The organism is Burkholderia sp. BCC0419, assembly GCF_902830285.1.
GTDB lineage: Bacteria > Pseudomonadota > Gammaproteobacteria > Burkholderiales > Burkholderiaceae > Burkholderia.
Map to the genome: position 1 here is coordinate 991716 of NZ_CADESR010000001.1, position 19352 is coordinate 1011067.

The 19352-nt window shown below is 66.4% G+C and carries 18 protein-coding genes; 7 read left to right on the forward strand and 11 right to left on the reverse strand.

Going from position 1 to position 19352, the window contains the following annotated elements; translation table 11 throughout:
* Positions 1-432 precede the first annotated feature (432 nt).
* Both HWW87_RS04390 and HWW87_RS04395 read left to right on the forward strand, forming a co-directional pair.
* The gene (locus HWW87_RS04390; protein WP_175819395.1) at positions 433-1578 is read left to right on the forward strand and encodes a threonine synthase; all 1146 of its coding nucleotides are present in this window, start codon (positions 433-435) and stop codon (positions 1576-1578) included.
* A 12-nt stretch (positions 1579-1590) separates the two neighbouring features.
* Positions 1591-2520: an asparaginase domain-containing protein gene (locus tag HWW87_RS04395; protein ID WP_175819396.1), complete on the forward strand. Its 930-nt coding sequence runs from the start codon at positions 1591-1593 to the stop codon at positions 2518-2520.
* 294 nt (positions 2521-2814) lie between these two features.
* On the opposite strand, the gene HWW87_RS04400 is transcribed toward HWW87_RS04395, so the two are convergent.
* From HWW87_RS04400 to HWW87_RS04435, 8 genes are all read right to left on the reverse strand, one after another.
* Positions 2815-3906, reverse strand: a complete 1092-nt coding sequence (locus HWW87_RS04400; RefSeq protein ID WP_244107195.1) for a branched-chain amino acid ABC transporter substrate-binding protein — start codon at positions 3904-3906, stop codon at positions 2815-2817.
* Positions 3907-4467: 561 nt separating this feature from the next.
* A complete protein-coding gene (locus HWW87_RS04405; RefSeq protein WP_175819397.1) occupies positions 4468-5532 on the reverse strand; it encodes a 2-aminoethylphosphonate aminotransferase in 1065 nt (354 codons plus the stop codon).
* Positions 5532-6713, reverse strand: a complete 1182-nt coding sequence (aepY, locus tag HWW87_RS04410) for a phosphonopyruvate decarboxylase (RefSeq protein WP_175819398.1) — start codon at positions 6711-6713, stop codon at positions 5532-5534. The genes HWW87_RS04405 and aepY overlap by 1 nt, the downstream gene beginning before the upstream one ends.
* Positions 6710-8395, reverse strand: a complete 1686-nt coding sequence (aepX, locus tag HWW87_RS04415; RefSeq protein WP_175819399.1) for a phosphoenolpyruvate mutase — start codon at positions 8393-8395, stop codon at positions 6710-6712. Before aepX ends, aepY begins: the two co-directional genes overlap by 4 nt.
* Entirely contained in the window at positions 8392-9159 is a 768-nt protein-coding gene (locus HWW87_RS04420) for a phosphocholine cytidylyltransferase family protein (protein WP_174430765.1), read from the reverse strand. Before HWW87_RS04420 ends, aepX begins: the two co-directional genes overlap by 4 nt.
* Before the next feature lie 35 nt (positions 9160-9194).
* Complete coding sequence (locus HWW87_RS04425) at positions 9195-10196, reverse strand: HpnL family protein (protein WP_174430766.1); 1002 nt, start codon at positions 10194-10196, stop codon at positions 9195-9197.
* Positions 10193-11002 carry a 2OG-Fe(II) oxygenase gene (locus HWW87_RS04430; protein ID WP_175819400.1) on the reverse strand — a complete coding sequence of 270 codons (810 nt, stop codon included), beginning with the start codon at positions 11000-11002 and terminating at the stop codon, positions 10193-10195. The genes HWW87_RS04425 and HWW87_RS04430 overlap by 4 nt, the downstream gene beginning before the upstream one ends.
* Positions 10999-11679 carry a CDP-alcohol phosphatidyltransferase family protein gene (locus HWW87_RS04435; RefSeq protein ID WP_175819401.1) on the reverse strand — a complete coding sequence of 227 codons (681 nt, stop codon included), beginning with the start codon at positions 11677-11679 and terminating at the stop codon, positions 10999-11001. The genes HWW87_RS04430 and HWW87_RS04435 overlap by 4 nt, the downstream gene beginning before the upstream one ends.
* Before the next feature lie 655 nt (positions 11680-12334).
* On the opposite strand from HWW87_RS04435, the gene HWW87_RS04440 reads away from it, so the two are divergent.
* Positions 12335-13849, forward strand: a complete 1515-nt coding sequence (locus HWW87_RS04440) for an acetyl-CoA hydrolase/transferase family protein (protein WP_174430769.1) — start codon at positions 12335-12337, stop codon at positions 13847-13849.
* Positions 13850-13879: 30 nt separating this feature from the next.
* Here the strand turns inward: HWW87_RS04440 and HWW87_RS04445 are convergent, their stop codons facing one another.
* Positions 13880-15361 carry an MDR family MFS transporter gene (locus HWW87_RS04445; RefSeq protein WP_175819402.1) on the reverse strand — a complete coding sequence of 494 codons (1482 nt, stop codon included), beginning with the start codon at positions 15359-15361 and terminating at the stop codon, positions 13880-13882.
* A 188-nt stretch (positions 15362-15549) separates the two neighbouring features.
* Between HWW87_RS04445 and HWW87_RS04450 the strand changes: the two genes are divergently transcribed.
* Together HWW87_RS04450 and HWW87_RS04455 are read left to right on the forward strand one after the other, a co-directional pair.
* Entirely contained in the window at positions 15550-15990 is a 441-nt protein-coding gene (locus HWW87_RS04450; RefSeq protein WP_174430771.1) for a MarR family transcriptional regulator, read from the forward strand.
* Between the two features lie 56 nt (positions 15991-16046).
* Entirely contained in the window at positions 16047-17117 is a 1071-nt protein-coding gene (locus HWW87_RS04455; protein WP_175819403.1) for a tetratricopeptide repeat protein, read from the forward strand.
* A 57-nt stretch (positions 17118-17174) separates the two neighbouring features.
* On the opposite strand, the gene HWW87_RS04460 is transcribed toward HWW87_RS04455, so the two are convergent.
* Entirely contained in the window at positions 17175-17672 is a 498-nt protein-coding gene (locus HWW87_RS04460; protein ID WP_175819404.1) for a DUF2938 domain-containing protein, read from the reverse strand.
* A gap of 140 nt (positions 17673-17812) precedes the next feature.
* On the opposite strand from HWW87_RS04460, the gene HWW87_RS04465 reads away from it, so the two are divergent.
* Together HWW87_RS04465 and HWW87_RS04470 are read left to right on the forward strand one after the other, a co-directional pair.
* Complete coding sequence (locus HWW87_RS04465) at positions 17813-18238, forward strand: helix-turn-helix domain-containing protein (protein WP_175819405.1); 426 nt, start codon at positions 17813-17815, stop codon at positions 18236-18238.
* A 16-nt stretch (positions 18239-18254) separates the two neighbouring features.
* The gene (locus tag HWW87_RS04470; protein WP_175819406.1) at positions 18255-18458 is read left to right on the forward strand and encodes a hypothetical protein; all 204 of its coding nucleotides are present in this window, start codon (positions 18255-18257) and stop codon (positions 18456-18458) included.
* A 1-nt stretch (position 18459) separates the two neighbouring features.
* On the opposite strand, the gene HWW87_RS04475 is transcribed toward HWW87_RS04470, so the two are convergent.
* Positions 18460-19341, reverse strand: coding sequence for a helix-hairpin-helix domain-containing protein (locus HWW87_RS04475; RefSeq protein ID WP_175819407.1), 882 nt, complete (start codon positions 19339-19341; stop codon positions 18460-18462).
* Between the last annotated feature and the right edge of the window lie 11 nt (positions 19342-19352).

Below are 19352 nucleotides of genomic sequence, written 5' to 3' on the forward strand. Positions count from 1 at the left end.
GTGGATGCCGCTTGACGGCCCGGAAACGAACGTCTTCAGAACCGCCCCACGTCGTCATGGGCGGGCCACGGTTCATTGATCCCGATGGCGATGAACTGGCCGTATGGTCGGCAGACGAATCGAGCAAGTAATCAAGACAAGAACCAGTAAGCGATGATACCCGCCGTCCCAAAGACATCTAAAGCCAGGGCCACTTTGAGGCTCACGATGTCCGCTTCGGGTGGCGCCGTTCGCGGGTCGTCAGGGCAGCGACCGGCGGAGTTCGGCTATGACGCGTCATTGACTCGTACCCATGCTCGGGATTTTCATCTAGACGAATTGTTATGAATTTGACAAAACGTCTGGTAATGGCCAAACTGCCCAGCATGCCAAGGACCATCATCGTCTTGCTCTTGCCGCGATCCGGTATGTGCCCACGAGGAGTCGGAAAACGTGAAATCGCACTATGTTGAGCCGCTCAGCGGCACTACCTATCCTTTAGACACGCCTCGGTGGTGTTCGGACGACCGCAGGCCGCTGCTGATCTCGCCGCTGCCTGGAATTTCCCGGGATGACGTCGACCGGCATCTGCGCTCCCAATGGCGCTATCGCGCATCGCTTCCAGTCGAGATCGTCTCGCCCATCTCCATGGGGGAAGGATGCACGCCCCTGATCCAGAAGACATGGGACGACCACCGGCCGCATTTCAAGCTGGAGTGGTTCAGCCCCACAAGCAGCTTCAAGGATCGCGGCACCACGGTGATGCTCTCGATGTTACGGCAACAAGGGATCACGTCCGTTCTGGAGGACAGTTCAGGCAACGGCGGAGCGTCGGTGGCGGCTTATGGCGCCGCAGGCGCGATGCGCGTGAAGATTCTGGCGCCCGCCTACGCATCGCCCGCGAAGATCGCCCAGATGCGAGCCTACGGGGCGGAGGTACAACTGGTCGACGGGCCTCGACAGGCGTGCGAGGATGAGGCCGTCCTGCAGTCCGCGAGCATCTTCTACGCCAGCCACAATTGGCAGCCATTTTTCCTCGAAGGGACCAAGTCGGTCGGCTACGAGATCTGGGAGGACCTCAACTTCCAGGCGCCGGACAACATCGTCATGCCTGCCGGCGCGGGCAGCAATGTACTCGGCTGTTATCTGGCGTTCTCGGAACTGATGCGCGCGGGTCAGATTCACAAAATGCCCAGGCTCTTCGTTTGCCAGCCATTGAACTGCTCGCCTATCGATGCCAGCTTCCAGGCGGGCGTCACGACGCCCGTTCCGCGCGAGGTTCGAAAGACGGTCTCCGAGGGGACGGCCATCGCCCATCCTCTACGGCTGGCGCAAGTGGTCAACGCCGTCAGAGAGACGGGTGGCACGACCGTGGCTGTGGAAGAGGAGGCAATCGTCGAAGCGCTCAGGCGGATTGCGCGACTGGGCCTTCTGCCGGAGCTGACTTCGGCGACTGCGGTTGCAGGATTTGATCGGCTCAAGCAACTTGGGGCGATTCGGGCGCGAGAGGAAACGGTTGTCCTGCTGACTGGCACGGGTATCAAGAACGCCGAAGCCATCGCGGATATGTACGCGGGAATTCCCGATACGCTTGTCTAAAGGGCAAACCTGATGAAAATCGGACTCCTGAATTGCGGCGGCACCATCACGGAAAACTATCAGGTTGATGGGACGATCAAGCGTCTATTGGCACGCGATCTGATCGTATTGAGCGGTCAGGCAGACTGGATCGGACATGACATCGATCCTGTCGATAGCTGCGACCTGACTTTCGCGTCACTTTGCCGGGCGCGTGACGTCATGCGGCAGGATCGCGAGAGCGAAGCTTTCGTGATGTGCTGCGGCACCGACGCAATGGAAGATGTCGCCTATGCGGCCGCGCTGCTTTTTGATCGCGACCGGCCTGTCGTTTTGACCGGCGCGGCGATCCCCGGCGGCCATGCCAATGCCGATGGTCCGCGCAATCTGGCGGATGCTGCCAATCTGGCACGGGCCATGCCGAAGGGCGCGAGCGTTCTCGTGGCCTTCGCGGGACGGATTTTCGATCCGGTCTCGATCGTCAAGGTATGGCCGCAGGCCATTCAGCCCTTCGGACCGGAAACAGCGATCCGCGGCGCCATCGAGGCCGACATCGTTACGCTCACAGGGTCGGGAACCATTGGCGAGCGTTACGCGGAACTCGGCGTATCCGACCTCGGCGCCCGCGTTGCGATCGTCATGGAAACCTTCGGGCCACTCGTTGGCTTCCCGGATATCTCCGAACTCGACGGCATCGTCGTGGCAGGCAAGGGAGCAGGGGGCTTTTCCGTGCAGTCAGAGCGCCTTCTGAGCGAAGCCGCACGGCATATCCCCGTCGTGCTGTCGACGCGCTGCGCCCATGGCTTCCGGGTCAATCCAGCCGTCACCAAGTATGCGTATGATCGCGCCCACGACCTCGGCCTGACCACGGCAGGTTATGACGGACTGAACGCATCAAAGGCACGCATTCGACTCATAGCCGAGCTTGGTCGTGCAAATCGCAGCGGAAAGGCCGGGCGCTGATCAGCGCCTCGTCCACTCGGGGGCCTGCTTGGGCACCGTACTATTCGCGTAGGTCCAGACCGTCGAGCGATACCCGATATGAGCCACGATAACTCGATTACCGCGACGACGACGTGGCGGAGATCGACGATGACATTGAGAAAACGCGCTTCGAACCGTTAGCCGCACCGCTTCCTGTGCCCTCGTGCCGAGCGCACAAGGGAAACGCCGCCGGAGACGGCGGCCATTCAAGGATTTCAGCAAAGATCCACCCGGCGCGGGGGCCTGAAGGCGCCCGCGTCGGGGCTGCTTCGATCACATCTTTTCGACTTCCAGCAGGGTTCGCTTGCCTTTGACGTACTTGTAGAGAGAGATGGTGCTGTTCTTCAGGTCGCCGTGCTCGTCGAACCGGATATTGCCGATCAGGGTGTTCAGATTGGTCGCGGGCATGGCGGACAGGATGCCGGCGCGCGTGATCGAGTTGGAGCGTTTCATGGCATCGACGATCACGTAGACGGCGCTGTACGCAACCGGCGAGTAGACCACCGGATCGTGGCCGTACACGGCCTTCAGTTCCTTGGCGAACGCGGCGCTGCCCGCCATCGCGGACAGATCGCCGCCCGCGACCGAACAGACCAGATTGTCGGCGGCGTCGCCGGCCAGCCTCGCCAGGTCGGTGGTGCAGACACCGTCGCCCGCCAGGATCCTGGCGCGGAGGGCCAGCTGCATGGCCTGCTTGGCGAAGGGGCCGCCGGTGGCGTCCTCGCCGCCATACATGATGGCGTCGGGGCGTTCGGCCTTGATCTTGGTCAGGATGGCCTTGAAGTCGGTGGCCTTGTCGTTGGTCGCATCGCGCGAGAGCACCTGGATGCCTTCGGCCTTGGCGGTCTTCTCGAACTGGTCCGCCAGGCCCTGGCCGTAGGCCGTGGCGTCGTCGACGATGGCGACCGTCTTGACCTTCTGGTTTTTGGCGTACTTCGCGAGGGCGGGGCCCTGCTGGGCGTCGGTGCCGATCACGCGGAAGGCGGTCTTGTAGCCTTGCAGCGTGTACTGCGGGTTGGTGGAGCCCGGCGTGATCTGGGTGACGCCGTTGTCGCGGTAGATTTTGGACGCGGGGATGGACACGCCGGAGTTCAGGTGGCCGATCACGGCCACGACGCCGTCGTCGACCAGCTTCTGCGCGACATTCGTACCGATCCGGGGATCGGCCTGGTCATCCAGCGAATCGAGCTCCAGGACGACCTTCTGGCCACCGATGACCAGATTGCCGGCCTTGTTGATCTGCTGGACGGCGAGCTTGGCGCCATCGGCCGCATCCTGGCCCATGTGGGCAATGTTGCCGGTCAGCGGTTCGGCGCTGCCGATCTTCACGATCACGTCGGCGAGCGCAGCTTGACCGTAGACCATCGCAACGCAGGCGAGCGTCAGCGCGGCGTTGATGGGTTTGAGTTGAGATTTCATATGCTTGAGCCTCTTGTTGAACTGGGTTGCTATTGAAAAATGCATACGGCGTCTCCTATCGAAGCCACGACATTGGCGACATTTTCGAATGTGAGTATTCGTCAGAGCAGCCCATCACCCGAGGGCAAGCTGATTAGCATTCCGTAGCGTTGTGGTCGGGAACCCGACCGCTCGTTAGCGGTCCGTCTGTTCCATGGGCTCCCCTTTCTAGAAAGATTATCTAGAATTAAATAAAATGTATTGTAGGGGTAAACGCTTAGTTCTTTTGGTCGGCATCGACCGGAAGCTGAGCTACTTACTGATAGATAGGAGGCAGGCCCGGATTGGGAAAAACGCCGCATCTCAGTCCGGGCAGTTGACTTGAACGTAACATCGATCGCCGGATCGACATGGTGATATGTGGCGTTGCTGCTCCAGCAGGTGGGCGCTGCTGTCGGCGCCCCGGAGCATCGCGAACAACAAAAAAGGCCCTTGCGGGCCTTTCGTAGACGAAGATGCGGACAACGCTTACCGCGTCAGCGCCGTAAACCCTTCCAGCAACCGATCGACATCGGCCGCCTGAATCGCGCCCATCGTCGAAATCCGGAACAGTTCCTTCGACAGCCCGCCTTGCCCCGCATAAATCACGAAGCCACGCGCCTTCAGCCCGTCGTGCAGCGTCTCGTACGTGACGCCCTGCGGCAACCGATACGCACGCAGCACAACCGATGAAGCGCCTTCCGGCAACACGAGCGGCATCCCGCGCGCGGCAAGCCCCGCCTGCGCCTGATCGGCGAGCGCCTTGTAGTGCGCATGCCGCGCACGCCAGCCGCCGGCTTCATCAAACTCGCGCAGCGCCTCGACAAGCGCGTAATACGCATGCACGGACGGCGTAAACGGCGTATTCCGCTGATCCTGCAGCTTCGCAAGACGACCGAGATCGAGGTAATACGTGCGGCTCGCGGCCTTCGCGAGCGCGCTGCGGCGCACGATCACGAACGCTGCGCCCGGCACGCCGTGCAGGCACTTGTTCGCGGTCGCGGCAACGGCGTCGATGTCGCCGCCGGCGAAGTCGATCGCTTCCGCGCCGAAGCTGCTGACGCCATCCACGAGCATCTTCACGCCGCGCGCACGGCAAACTTCCGCAATCGCGCCGAGGTCGTTCAGCCGGCCCGTCGTCGTTTCATGATGAATCACGGCGACATGCGAGTACCCACCCGCATCGAGCTTCGCACCGATCTGCGCGAGATCGGGCGCCTGCATCCATTCATGCTTGAGCACGTCATGCGCGATGCCGTACTGCGTCGCGATCTGCGTGATCCGCTCGCCGTACACGCCGTTCTCGATCACGAGCAGCTTGCCGTCCTGCGGCACGAGCGCCGCGATCATGCTCTCGACGGCGGCCGTGCCTGAACCCGTCATCAGCACGGCGGCCCATTCGGCCGGATCGAGTTCGTATGCGGAGACGAGGCGCGCGCGCGCTTCATCCTGCAGGTCGAAGAATTCGCCTTCGCGATGGCACAGATCGGGTTGCAGCAGGCTACGGCGCACGCGTTCGGTGAGCGTGACCGGGCCGGGGTTCAGCAGCAGCATCAATGGGCTCCTTCAACGTGGGCTTCGGCTTGCGCGGCGCCGATGTGCCGCATCAGACGGGTCTTGACCTCGACCGGCGTGACGGTCGGGCGGGGCAGGCCGTCGGGCACGCCCGTGCGGATCGCCACGCGAACGAACTGCGCACCATTCGCCGTCGCGGCCAGCGTCGCATCGAGCACGTCGAGCGTATCGCCTTCGACGGCCGACGCGTAGCCGCAGGCGGCCGCGACACCCGCGAACGACACATGCTGCGAGACCGTCGCCTGGCCGCCCGTCGATTCGTGCGCGCCGTTGTCGAGCAGCACGTGCGTGAGGTTGGCCGGGCCGTAGGTGCCGAGCGTCGCGAACACGCCCATGCGCATCAGCGCGGCGCCGTCGCCGTCGACGGCCACCACGCGCAGGTCGGGGCGCGCGAGCGCGAGGCCGAGCGCGAGCGGCGTCACGCAGCCCATCGAACCGACCATGTACAGCTGGTTCGGGCGATCGTCGAGCGCATAGAGTTCGCGGCCGCAGAAACCGGTCGACGCGAGCACGACGGTCGAATCGACCGGCGTATGCGCGATCACGCGCTGCAGCGCGTCGTGACGGGTCGGCCACGCGTCGGCCGACGCGGCGTGCGACGACGATTGCGCGGCGACGTGCGCGCGCGGCTTCGCGGCCGGGTTCGCCTTCAGCTCATACGGCGCGACGCTGCCTTTCTGCATCACGAGCGCGTACGGGCGGCCCGTTTCGTCCATGTGCGCGATCGCGCGGTCGAGCGCCGGGCCGATCTGTGCGGGGTCGGTCGGGAACGTCTCCCACGGGATCTCCATCGTGTCGAGCATCGCGGGCGTGATCGGCCCCATCAGCGCGTGCTGCGGCTCGTCGGACACGCCCGGCTGGCCGCGCCACGTGACGATCAGCAGCTGCGGCAGCCGGAACGTCCAGGTCAGCGACGTGAGCGGGCTCACCGCGTTGCCGAGCCCGGAGTTCTGCATCATCGTGATGCCGCGCTTGCCGCCGAGCGTGGCGCCGGCGATCAGCGCGACCGCGTCGCCTTCGTTCGCGGCCGACAGGTAGTGCAGCGTCGGGTCCTGCAACACATAGTTGATGAACGGCGTCAGGTACGAGCAGGGCACGCCCGCGTACCAGTCGAAGCCGCGTTCGCGCGCGGCCTCGACGAACTGGGCCGCTTCGATCATTGCGCGCCCCCGTTGCCGGCACCCGGCTCGGACAGCGGCGTCTGGCCGTGCGCGAAGTCGCCCGCGCGGCGGAAGTCTTCCAGGTCGTTGACGCCGCGCCAGTGACCGTGCACGTACTGCACCTCGATCTTCTCGCCGGCGGCGATCAGCTCGTTCAGCAGCGACGGGATGTCGAGCGTGTCGAAATCAGGACGCGCCTGCAGCGTCGCGAGCATCGTCTTCAGGCGATCGACGCCTGCACCGCGCACGTTCAGGAGACCGATCCAGCGGCCATGCGGCGTGCCTGCGGCGACGTCGCTCGACACGCGTTGCAGATAGGTCTTCTGGCCGAACAGGCCGCGATCGTCGGCCGCCGAGCACAGCGCGAAGTCACGCACGCTCTGGTTGGTCTCCGTGAGCGACGAATCGACCACCACGCTGAACTCGGCCTCGCTCTCCGCGAGGTCGCGCACGATGTAGCTGCGGAACAGCAGGTCGCCGTACGAGATCACGGTGTCGCCGGTCAGGCGTTCGGCCGCGCATGCGAGCGACGCGAGCTCGCCCGTCTGCGCGTGGCGCTCGTTGACGACGAGCTTGATGCCCGACGTATCGATCGCATCGGCGCGATAGCCGCCGACCACGGTGATGTCGTTCACGCCGTGCGTCTTGAAGCCGTCGACGAGCCAGCGCAGCAGCGGCTTGCCGGCGACCGGCAACATGACCTTCGGCTTGTCTTCGGTCACGGCTTCGAGGCCCTTGCCGCGGCTCGCGGCGAGCACGATCGCAGCATTCGACGCGCGCGACGACGACGACAGGTAGATACGCTCGGCGGCCGAGTACTCGTCGGCGTCCTGCAGGCGGAAGATCTCGTTGACCGATGCAACGCGGTCCTCGACGTTGATCAGCGTTTCGCTTTCGTGGATCTCGCGTGCGGTCGCCTGCATCGCGGATGCCGACGCGCGGATCAGATGATTCGCCCAGATCACGGTGCTGATGCCGGCCTGGCGGAACACGTCGGTCGGCGTGCTGTAGTACTTGGTCGGCACGATCACGAGCGGCGCCTTGCCGCTCCATTCGCGCGCGAACTGCAGGATTTCGTCCGGGCGCGACAGCTTGCTGTGGATCAGGATTGCATCCGCACCGGCTTCCGCGTACGCGTTCGCGCGGCGCAGCGCCTCGTCCATCCCCCAGCCGGCAATCAGCGCCTCGACGCGCGCGACGATCGAGAAGTCGGGATCGGTCTGCGAATCCTTGCCGGCCTTGATCTTGCCGCAGAACTCGTCGATTTCCGCGAGCGGCTGGCGCTCGCCGCCGATGAAGCTGTTGGTCTTCGGGAACTGCTTGTCCTCGATACAGACGCCCGCGATGCCGCGCTGCTCGAGCTTCTTCACGAGGCGGCGCACGTTGTTGAAGTTGCCGTAGCCGGTGTCGCCATCCAGCAGGATCGGCAGGTCGCTCGCGTCGGCCATGAACTCGAGCACGTCGACGACCTGGGTCCAGCTCGCTTCGTTGTTGTCGCGCACGCCGAACTGCGCGGAGATCGCGAGGCCCGATGCCCAGATCCCCTTGAAGCCGGCTTCGCGGACGATCCGCGCGGACAGGCCGTTGTGTGCTTCCATCAGGAATTCGAGATCGCTGCTGACGAGCATGCGGCGCAGGCGCGCGCTGCGCGATTCGGTGAAGTTGGGTTCGCGTGCGTTCATCGTGCGGCTCCGGCGGTAGTGCGTTGAATCAGGGGAAGAATGTCTTGCGTCGCGCGTGCGACGTCGTTCGGGAAGTCGATCTCGATCCACGGCGAGCCGGTGACGTCGGCGACGTCGAACGAATGGCCGCCTTCGAGCAGCAGGTCGCGCACGGCTTCCTCGTGCGGCATGTTCGCGCGGCCGCTGTCGACGTAGCCCGCGACGATCGTCGCGAGGCGGCGCGCGGTGCCTTCGGTGAAGCGGAAAAAGCCGACCGATTCGCCGATCGTGTCGTAGTCGAGGTCGACCGCGAGCTGCTTGCGCAGCTCGACCGGCACGCCGTTCTTCAGGCACAGCTTGACGGGTTCGTCGCCGGCCTCGAAGTCGCGATCGATCAGCAGGCGGTCGACTGCCTTGTCCTGATCGGCGATCAGCGCGTGCAGGATGTTCTCGTCGTACAGCACGTCCGCGTCCATCAGCAGCACGTCGCCGCCGCGCGTCATCGCGTCGGCGACGGTATGCACGGTCAGCACGCTGCCGAGGTCGTAGCGCTCGTTGACCACGATCTCGGCCTGGCGGCCGAGGCGCTTCAGTTCCTGCTCGACCTTCTCGTGCTGGAAGCCGAGCCCGAGCACGATCTCGTCGACGCCCGCGGCGTCGAGCACGCGCAGATGGCGCTCGAGCAGCGAAACGTCGTCGAAGCGCAGCAGGCACTTCGGGAACTGCGCTTCGGGCGGTTGTTGCAGGCGCAAGCCGAGGCCTGCCGCAAGAATGATGGCTCGCATGGGTTCTCCAACCAAAAAGCCGGCGATCTGAACGATCAGTCGGCGAGCGGCTGCGGCGCATGGCGCCGCTGCCAGTTTCTTTCACTGAAATGCAGATAGAGCAGGCCGGGAAGGCCGAGCGCGAGTTCGCGCGCGCGCTTCGCGAGCGACAGCGCGAGCGCCGCGTCGGGCGGCAGGCCGACCAGCGGCGCAAGCAGCAGGTAGCCGCCTTCCTGCGCACCGAGCGAGCCCGGGATCGCGAAGGCCGCCCCGCGAATCGCCTGGCCGACGCTCTCGAGCAACAGCGCGTCGAGCCAGCTCACCGGATGCCCGAGGAAATGCAGCGCGAGCCACACTTCCGCGGTGCCGACGATCCAGCCGGCGAGACTCAACGCGAAGGTCTTCGCGACTTTCGCGCGATCGCGGTACAGCGCGCCGACTGCGTCGTCGATCGCGTCGGCGCGCGTGGCGAGCGACGACCAGTCGCGCGGGCCGAGCAGCTTCGACGCGAGGCGCAGGCCGCGGCCGAACAGCCCGCGCCGCTGCGCCGCGTAGAACGCGACGGCGAGCGCGCCGAGCACGCCGGTGGCGATCAGCGCGGGCGTACGCAGGTGCGCGACCGACTCGTGCGTCGCATAGAGGCTGAACGTGGCGATGCCGATCAGCGCGAACGCCATCTGCGCGAGCGCCTGCATCGTCGTGCTGACGGTCACGGCGGCGGCCGCGTCGGCCATCCGCGTGCCGCGCTGCGCGAGGTGGCGCACCATCAGCACGGGGCCGCCGATCTGACCGGCGGGCAGCAGGCTGTTCACCGATTCGCCGACCCAGCGCGCGCGCAGCGCATTGCCGAGTTCGGCGCCCGGCTGCCCGCGGCGGAACATCACGGAGATCGCGACCGCGTCGATCGCGAGCGGCACGACGTGGAACGCGGCGACGAGCGCGAGGCCCCAGCCGGCCGCGAGGAACGTGGACGCTACCGCGCCGACGCCCTGCCAGGCCAGGAGTGCGATGAAGAGTGCGGTCCCGAGGGACAGCAGGATGAGGCCCGCGCGTGTCATGACCCGCTCGTGCGTCGCGTCGCCAGTTGCTTGAACACCTGGCGGAAACCAAAATATGCGATCGCGTCCTTCATGTTCGAGATGAAGCGCTTCCACGGCCGCATGCCGGGGTTCGTCACGTATTCGAACGTGAGCGACACGCGCAGCTCGTTCTGGCCGAGCGGCGTGATGCGGTGGCGCAGCTTGTCGCCGTCGAACAGCACGATGCCGCCGTCGGCGATCTGCACGGAGCCCGGTTCGTCGGCGACGTCCGGGTTGCGCGTATGCAGCTCGTAGTCGAGCCGGCACGACGATTCGTCGATCACGCCGATCAGCAGCGTGTAGCGGCGGCCATCGTAGTACGACGTGTCGTAGTGCCAGCCGATGTGGTCGCCGGGCTTCGTGTAGTAATACAGCGCGTACGCGTGCGGATCGTCGTCCGGCGACAGCATCAGCTTGTCGCCCGTGACTTTCTCGAGGAAACCGATCAGCGCCTTCGAGCGATACAGCTCGGCGATGTACGGCGCCTGCTCGTCGATCGTATGGCGGCTCACGCTGCCGCCCTGCTTGTGGCCGGGCAGGTAATTGCGGTTCAGGCCCGGCTGCATCGCGCGGGCGGCGTTCGCCAGCTTCGCGTGCGCGTCGGCCGGCAGGAAGGCGTCGAGGTAGAGGAACGAGCCCTGGCGCGTGTAGTCGCCGCGCAGGCGGTCGAGGTCGAGCTGGCCGATGCAGTCGGCCACGGTGCGATCGGGATCGGCCGCGGCCGCGCGCACGGGCGCGGGGCGTGCCGGGCTCAGCACGGAATCGTCGCGCGTGCTAGGAGTCATTTGGAAGCCTGGATTTCAGTTGGGTTCTGCGGAACATTGCTGCGGCGGACAATGCGCCACCAGTCGATCACGACCCAGGCGGCGAACAGCGGGGCGCCGATCGACGCCGCGAGCAGGAACGGCTGGACGCCGTCGACGAGCGTCACGATCGGCAGCAGGTACAGCACGTCTTCCGTCTCGAAGCCGCCGGCGAACGCCTGCTTGGTGCCGGCCTTGCCGGCGATCGATTCGATCCGCATGCGCAGGAAGAAGATCAGCGCGACGGCCGCGCCGGCCACCGCGCCGAGCAGCACCGGCGACGCGGCCATCTGGCCGCCCTGGGCGACGATGCCGACGCCCATGCTGACGAACAGCGCGACCGTGACGAGCGCATCGGCCGCGAGGTCGTAAAAATGACCGATCTTGCTGGACTTGCCGCTGATGCGCGCGAGCTCGCCGTCGGTGTGGTCGACGAAGTTCGACAGCACGATCAGGAACGCGCCTGCATTGCTCCAGCCGAAGCCGCCGTGCGCGAGGCACCAGGCGCCGGCGAGGCCGATCAGCAGACGAAGGGTGGTGAGGTGATTCGGGGTGACCGGCGTATCGACGAGCGGTCGGACAAGCGAGCGCGCGAGCCGCGCATCCCAGGTGCGTGGCGGGGGTGGCTCGGGGCGTGTGGCGGTTTTTCTTTGGTCCATCGGCGAAATATATACGGAATTGTAATTTGTTGCTTTTTATTCGATCAATGTCCTGACATGCGGGAGTGTTACCGCGTCTTGAGCGCATCGGCCGGTCCAGAAACGCATGGGCGAACGGGGCGGTCAAGCGGGCGGCCGGACCCGTCTTCCAGTGTGGTTCGCGTCGCGCGCCTGTCAAGGCCGGACGGGCCTCGCAGGCGGATACGGCAGGATTTTTCGCGCCGGTCGGCTGGCGTCGCGCAGCGCATGCGACCTTGATCTCGGTCAGGCCCGGAAAAGCCGCATCGGGCGACAATCGGCCGCGCCGGACGGGTATCGGCCATTGCCGAACGAAGCGGCATCAATGTCGATGGAAAACGCATCGATTGATATGCATCAATCGGTGATCGCGAACCGGCGATTCGCCCGATGCTTTCGCACACCTTTCGTGTGCATCCGGCGCGGGCAGATCGCCTGTCACAGAACGGTCGTTCGATACCCGGCAAATCCGGCAAGGATCTTTTGCATCCAGCGGACATTTCGCGGCGATGGCCTCTGCGATACTCCGGCCGTGCCCGTGGTGCCGGGCCGCCCCTCGCGGCCCCAAGGGCTTCGCGTCGCTCAGGAGACACCCCCCGCGACGTCAACGACAGACCCAAGCGTCAGATAACCAGCCATGTCTTCATCACGCATCCTCGCTCCCGCCCTGCGTTCGCTCGTCCGCACCGCCGACGAAGCCGCCGCGCTGATCCGCCCCGGCATGACCGTCGCGATGAGCGGCTTCACCGGGTCGGGCTATCCGAAGGCCGTGCCGGCCGCGCTTGCCGCCCACATCGACGCGGCGCACGCGCGCGGCGAGGACTTCCGGATCAACGTGCTGACGGGCGCGTCGACCGCACCGGAACTCGACGGCGCGCTCGCCCGCACCAACGGCATCTCGATGCGGCTGCCGTACCAGTCCGACCCGACGTTGCGCGACAAGATCAACGCCGGCGAAGTCGATTACCAGGACGTTCACCTGAGTCACGTCGCGCAATACGCGTGGTTCGGGCTGTACGGCGATCTCGACGTCGCGATCGTCGAAGTCGCGGGCATCCGCGAGGACGGGCTGCTGATCCCGTCCGCGTCGATCGGCAACAACAAGACCTGGCTCGAGCGCGCGAAGCACGTGATCCTCGAAGTGAACGCGCGCCAGCCGCTCGGCCTCGACGGGATGCACGACATCTACTACGGCACCGCGCTGCCGCCGCACCGCAAGCCGATTCCGCTGACGAAGAGCGACGACCGGATCGGCGAGCCGTACCTGCGCTGCCCGGCCGACAAGATCGTCGCGATCGTCGAGACCGACGCGCCCGACCGCAGCAATGCGTTCTCCGCGCCGGATGCCACGTCGAAGGAGATCGCGCTGCAACTGATCGACTTCCTGCGCCACGAAGTGAAGCGCGGCCGCCTGCCGGAAAACCTGCTGCCGCTGCAGTCGGGCGTCGGCAACATCACGAACGCGGTGCTCGCCGAACTCAGCTCGGCCGGCTTCTCGAACCTGACCGCGTACACCGAGGTGATCCAGGACGCCATGCTCGACCTGCTCGACGACGGCACGCTGAGCTTCGCGTCGGCCACCGCGCTGTCGCTGAGCCCGGCCGCCGTGCAGCGTTTCGCCGACGAAATCGCGACGTTCCGCGAGAAGATCGTGCTGCGCCCGCAGGAGATCAGCAACCATCCGGAACTCGTGCGCCGGCTCGGCTGCATCGCGATGAACGGGATGATCGAGGCCGATATCTACGGCAACGTGAACTCGACGCACGTGATGGGCACGAAGATCCAGAACGGCATCGGCGGCTCGGGCGACTTCGCGCGCAACGGCTATCTGTCGTGCTTCATGTCGGCGAGTACCGCGAAGGGCGGGGCGATCTCGCGGATCGTGCCGATGGCGAGCCACGTCGACCATACCGAGCACGACGTCGCGGTGGTCGTCACCGAGCAGGGGCTGGCCGATCTGCGCGGCCTGTCGCCGAAGCAGCGTGCGCGCAAGATCATCGCGACCTGCGCGCACCCGGACTACCGGCCGATGCTCGAGGACTACTTCGAGCGCGCGTCGCGCGAAAGCTTCGGCAAGCACACGCCGCATCTGCTCGCCGAGGCGCTGTCGTGGCACGAGCGCTACGTGCGGACCGGGACGATGAAGGCCTGACGCGGCCTCGGACGGGCGCATGCGCGCCCGTCAGTCCATCGCCGCATGCGCGACGTCGACGCTCGCCGTTTTCTGCGGCGGGCGGACCAGCAGCAACAGCGGGATCATCAGCAGCGTCGCGACGAACATCAGCTTGAAGTCGTTCAGGTACGCGATCATCGTCGCCTGCTGATTGATCGTGCGGTCGAGCAGCGCGATGTCGACGCGGCTGCCGACCATCGCCTGCACGGCCGGGTTGAACGGCGTGATGTGGGTCGCGAGGTCGGCATGCGCGACCTGCGTATTGCGCGTCATCAGCGTCTGCACGATCGAGATGCCGATACTGCTGCCGATGTTGCGCATCAGGCTGTAGGTGGCCGTGCCGTCCGCGCGCAGGTCGGGCGGCAGCGTCGAGAACGACAGCGCGCTCAACGGCACGAACACGAGCCCGAGGCCGAAGCCCTGGATCACGCCGGGCCACACGATGTCCGCTTCGGACAGCACGATCGTGTACTGCATCATCTGCCACAGCGCGAGCGCGGAAATCAGCAGCCCCGCGAGCAGCAGCAGCCGCGCATCCACGTATTTCATCAGCCTCCCGACCAACAGCATCGCGATCATCGTGCCGGCGCCGCTCGGCGCGGTGACGAGGCCCGTCGTCGCGACCGGGTAGCCCATCAGGTTCTGCAGCATCGGCGGCAGCAGCGCGCGCGTCGCGTACAGCACCGCGCCGACCACGAAGATGAACAGCGTGCCGGTCGCGAAGTTCGGGTCGCGCAGCAACTCCGACTTGAAGAACGACGCCTTGCCGGCGGTCGCCGTATGCGCGAGGAAGAACGCGAAGGCGAGCGCCGCGACGAGCGCCTCGATGCGGATCTCGTACGAGCCGAACCAGTCGAGCTGTTCGCCGCGGTCTAGCATCGCCTGGAACGCGCCGATCGCGAGCGCGAGCGTCGCGAAGCCGAACGTGTCGAATTTCACGTGCGGGCGCGGCGCGCGCGCCGGCAGGAAGGTCAGCACGCCGGCGAGCGCGAATGCGCCGATCGGCACGTTGATGAAGAACACCCAGCGCCAGTTGTAGCTATCGGTGAGCCAGCCGCCGAGCGTCGGGCCGAGGATCGGGCCGACCATCACGCCCATCCCCCAGATCGCCATCGCCTGGCCCTGTTTCTCGCGCGGGTTGATGTCGAGCAAGATCGATTGCGACAGCGGCACCAGCGCGGCGCCGAACACACCCTGCAGCAGCCGCGCGCCGACGATCTGCACGAGCGTCTCCGACAGCCCGCACAGCGCCGACGCCACCGTGAAGCCCGCGATCGACACGATCAGCAGCCGCTTCACGCTCAGCCGGTCGGACAGCCAGCCGGTAAGCGGCGTCGCGATCGCCGCGGCGACGATGTAGGAGGTCAGCACCCACGTGATTTCGTCCTGCGACGCGGACAGCGTGCCCTGCATGTGGGGCAGCGCGACGTTCGCGATCGTGCTGTCGAGGGTCTGGATCAGCGTGGCGAGCATGATCGACAGGGTCAGCATCGGCCGGTTCAGGGCGGGCGAGGCGGGGGGGGGCGTCGGCGGCGGGGTTCAAGCGGGGCGTCTCCGTGGGGCGGTCGCCGTGGGCGGCGATCCGGCATGGCGCAAATTATAAGCATGCTTATTATGTAGAAGCTTATTGCTGGGGTGCGAGCCGCGGGCCGGTTCCGGCTTGACCCTATAATCGCCGCATGGACAAGACCTACGAGAACCGGATCGGTTACCTGATCGCCGACGTGGCCCGCCTGAACGGACGCCTGTTCGACCGGCGCGCGAAGCGCATCGGGCTGACGCGGGCGCAAAGCCGCGTGCTCGCGTACCTGACGTGGAAGGGCGAGATGAACCAGGCGCGGCTCGCCGAATGGCTCGAGATCACGCCGATCTCGCTCACGCGGCTGCTCGACCGGATGGAAAGCTATGGCTGGATCGAGCGTGTCGCGAACGACGACGACCGCCGCGCGTTCGTGATCCGGCTGACCGACAAGTCGCGCGAGATCTTTCCGCAGATGCTGGAAGTGGGCGATACCGTCGCCGACGACGGGCTGCGCGGCTTCACGTCCGACGAGCGCGATACGCTGGTGCGGCTGCTCGGGCGCGTGCGCCGTAACCTGATCGACTGCGGCGGCGAGTGACGCGGGCGCCCGGCCGGGCGTACCGCGTGCAACCACAAAAAAGAGAACACTGAGAGATGACCCAGGCACGACGAATCGGCCGGAAGACCCGTATTGCGATCCTCATCGCGCTCGCAATCGTACTGATCCTCGGAATCGGCATCGCCTGGCTCGGACACGACGATGCGCCCGCGGCGTTCGACGCAGCGATGGCGAAGGCGCAGCACGGCGACCTGGATGGCGAATTCAGCGTCGCGCTGATGTATGAGCACGGCGACGGCGTCGAGCAGAATCCCGCCGAAGCCGTGAAATGGTACCGGCGGGCCGCCGATCAGGGCGATGCGGCCTCGCAGAACAATCTCGGCACGCTGTACGAAACCGGCGTCGGCGTCGCGCAAAGCCGTGCGGAGGCCGTGAGCTGGTATCGGCGCGCGGCCGCGCAGGGCCATGCGAATGCGTTGTGCAATCTCGGTCGCGCGTACGAGGATGGCGAAGGCGCGCCGCAGGATAGCGCGGAAGCGGTGCGGCTCTACCGGCGCGCGGCCGAACAGGGCCTGCCGAGGGGGCAGCTGTATCTGGGCATGATGTACGACGCCGGGACGGGCGTGCCGCAGGATGTCGCGGAAGCCGCCAAATGGTATCGGCGCGCGGCCGACCAGGGCGATCCGCAGGCGCAGAACGCCCTCGGCTACCTGTATGACAGCGGGCGCGGCGTGAAGCAGAGCGACACCGAGGCATTCAAGTGGTATCGACTCGCCGCGGAACAGGGTTACGCGAACGCGCAGAACAATCTCGGGCTGATGTACGAAAACGGGCAGGGCGTGCGCAAGGATGACGCCGAAGCGGTGAGCTGGTATCGGCTGGCCGCGGCCGAGGGTGCGGCGACCTCGCTGTTCCGGCTGGGCGTGCAGTACTACGCGGGCAGCGGTGTCGCATACGATCCGATCGCCGCGAATGCATTGTTGGGGCTGGCTGCCGCCGCAGGCGAGACGCGTGCGCAGGAGTACCTCGATCAGGGCGCGAAGCTCACCGCGCCGGCCGATATCGAGAAAGCCGCCAGGCTGCGGGCCGAGATGAGCCGGCCGGGCAAACTGCTCGACGCGCTCGATCGTTACGAGGAAACGGCGCAGCGCGGCGACGGCAGGTGATCTTGTCCGGCTTGCACGAGGCGGACAGGGGCGGCTGAGGGCACGCCGGCGTGCGGGTCAACGGGCCAGTGCCGCGAGCGTGTACGCCGCTAGATAGAGCCCCACCCCGTACGACAGATGTGTGACGAGGCTGCGCCGGCGAGCGACGCTCGGCTGCGGCGTGCGCGACGCCGCGATGCCGAAGCCGAACGCTGGCTGCATCACGAAGAACGGCGCGACCACGCTCGCGAGCCCGGCGACGAGCGCGGGGAGCGGCGTCGGCGCATCGATCCACGCCGGGCCGGCGATCAGCACGGGCAGTGCCGCGAACGCGATGCCGATCGCGTAATGCGCGACCCAGCCGAGCGCGCGTTCACCGGCCACGGGGGCGGCGGCGCCGATCGACGCATGCCGGAACCGGCCGTGCGTCATGTGGCCGAGCCAGCGGCCGACCAGTGCGTAGTCGAGCGACGGAATGCCGAACGCACGCCGCCGGAACAGCGTCCACAGATCCATCAACAGCGTGGCGCCCGCGCCGATCAACAGCAGTTCGAGCAGGACGTCGGGCATGCTCATCGCGCACCTCCGCGGTGGACGGTAATGGCGATGCGGCACGGCGGAATACGACGCGGGTTCAACGGTTTCATGGTGGTCCGGGCTTGTCTTCATGGAGTCGAGCGACTATCTTGCAACGTCAAGTTCACTTGAGGTCAAGCATGAGCCGACTGGACATTGCGGACGTCGCGCGGCGCACGGGGTTGCCCGCGTCGACGCTGCGCTACTACGAGGAAAAGGGGTTGATCGTCCCGATCGGCCGGCACGGGCTGCGGCGGCAATACGACGCGTCGGTGCTGGAGCGCCTGGCGCTGATCGCGCTCGGCCGGGAGGCCGGATTTTCGCTGGACGACATCCTCGCGATGGTCGGCGCGGACGGCCGGCCCGAGATCGACCGCGCGAAGCTCGACGACAAGGCCGACGAGATCGACTGCACGATCCGCCGTCTCGGCGCCGTGCGCGATGCGCTGCGGTATGCGGCCGCGTGCCCGGCGGCGAACCATCTCGAATGCCCGTCGTTCCAGAAGCTGCTGCGCGTTGCGGCGCATCGTCGTCCGGCACGCCGCACGAAGGCGGAAGGCATGTAGGCGGCGAGCCCGCGCGATGCGCGCGGGCGGCTACAGGGTGACGGTATGGTTCGACGTGCCGAACCGGGGAAAGGCTGCCGATGACGTGTCGTATTCGACGTCGTTCGATTTCGATCCGGACCATGCCGATCGCCGTTCACGCGCACTTACCCGTGCATGTCGCGAGGTCGCGTCCCTGCTCGACACGGCATTCGACGTCGGCGAAGCATCCGACGCATGATTCATCCCGCGTAATACACGCGGCATTCCATCTCGCGCCCGCGCACGATCCGCTTGCCGACGAGCGCGCCGTCCGTTTCGGTGAACACGGTGCGCTGGTGCTCGCACTGCACGGCGTCGTAGAAGTAGAGCGAGACCCAGTCGATCGGGCGCCCGGCTTCCGGCGTACGCATCGCGGCATGCTGGCTCAGCACCGTGAAATGCCAGCCGCCCTTGGTCATGTGCATTACGGGCGGCGGCACGTAGGCGTCCGCGTTCAGGCGCCGGTGCGTGAGCCTCGGCAGCACGCCGGCGGCCGCCTTGTTGCGGTACTGGCGATCGATGTAAAGCAGCAATTCGATGGGCGGTTCCGTACCGGGGCCGGCGTGTCGCATGTGACCTTGCCAGCGCCGGCGGCGGCTCAGCACGTCGTCGAGCGCGGCGCGGATGCCGACCGCGCGCCGCGGGCCGACACCGGAGATCGTTTCGAGCTGGCCGTTGCGGGCCGCGCGTTCGAGTTCCTCCAGCGTGTCGATGTGCAGTGCGTCATGAATGCGCAGCGCGAGCGCGTGGCCGATGCCCGGCACCGCTTCGAAGGCCGACGCGCGTTCCGCGTCGCCGCGCAAGCGGTCGAGCTGGCGCCAGCGCCCCGTCACCAGCAGCTCGGCGATCGCCTGCGCGACGCCCGCGCCGATGTCGGGCAGCGCGCCGAGCGCGTCGACGCCGCCGGTTTCGAACACGCTGCGGATGTCGCGGTCGAGCGCGTCGACCGTATCGGCCGCCGCGCGGTACGCGGCGACCCGGTACGGGTTCGCACCCTGGTCGACGAGCCACTGCGCGGCCTCGCGCAAGCAGGCCGCGATAGGCCGGTTTTCCTCGTACGTCTGGCTGACGGTCGACTGCATGGCGAGGGACC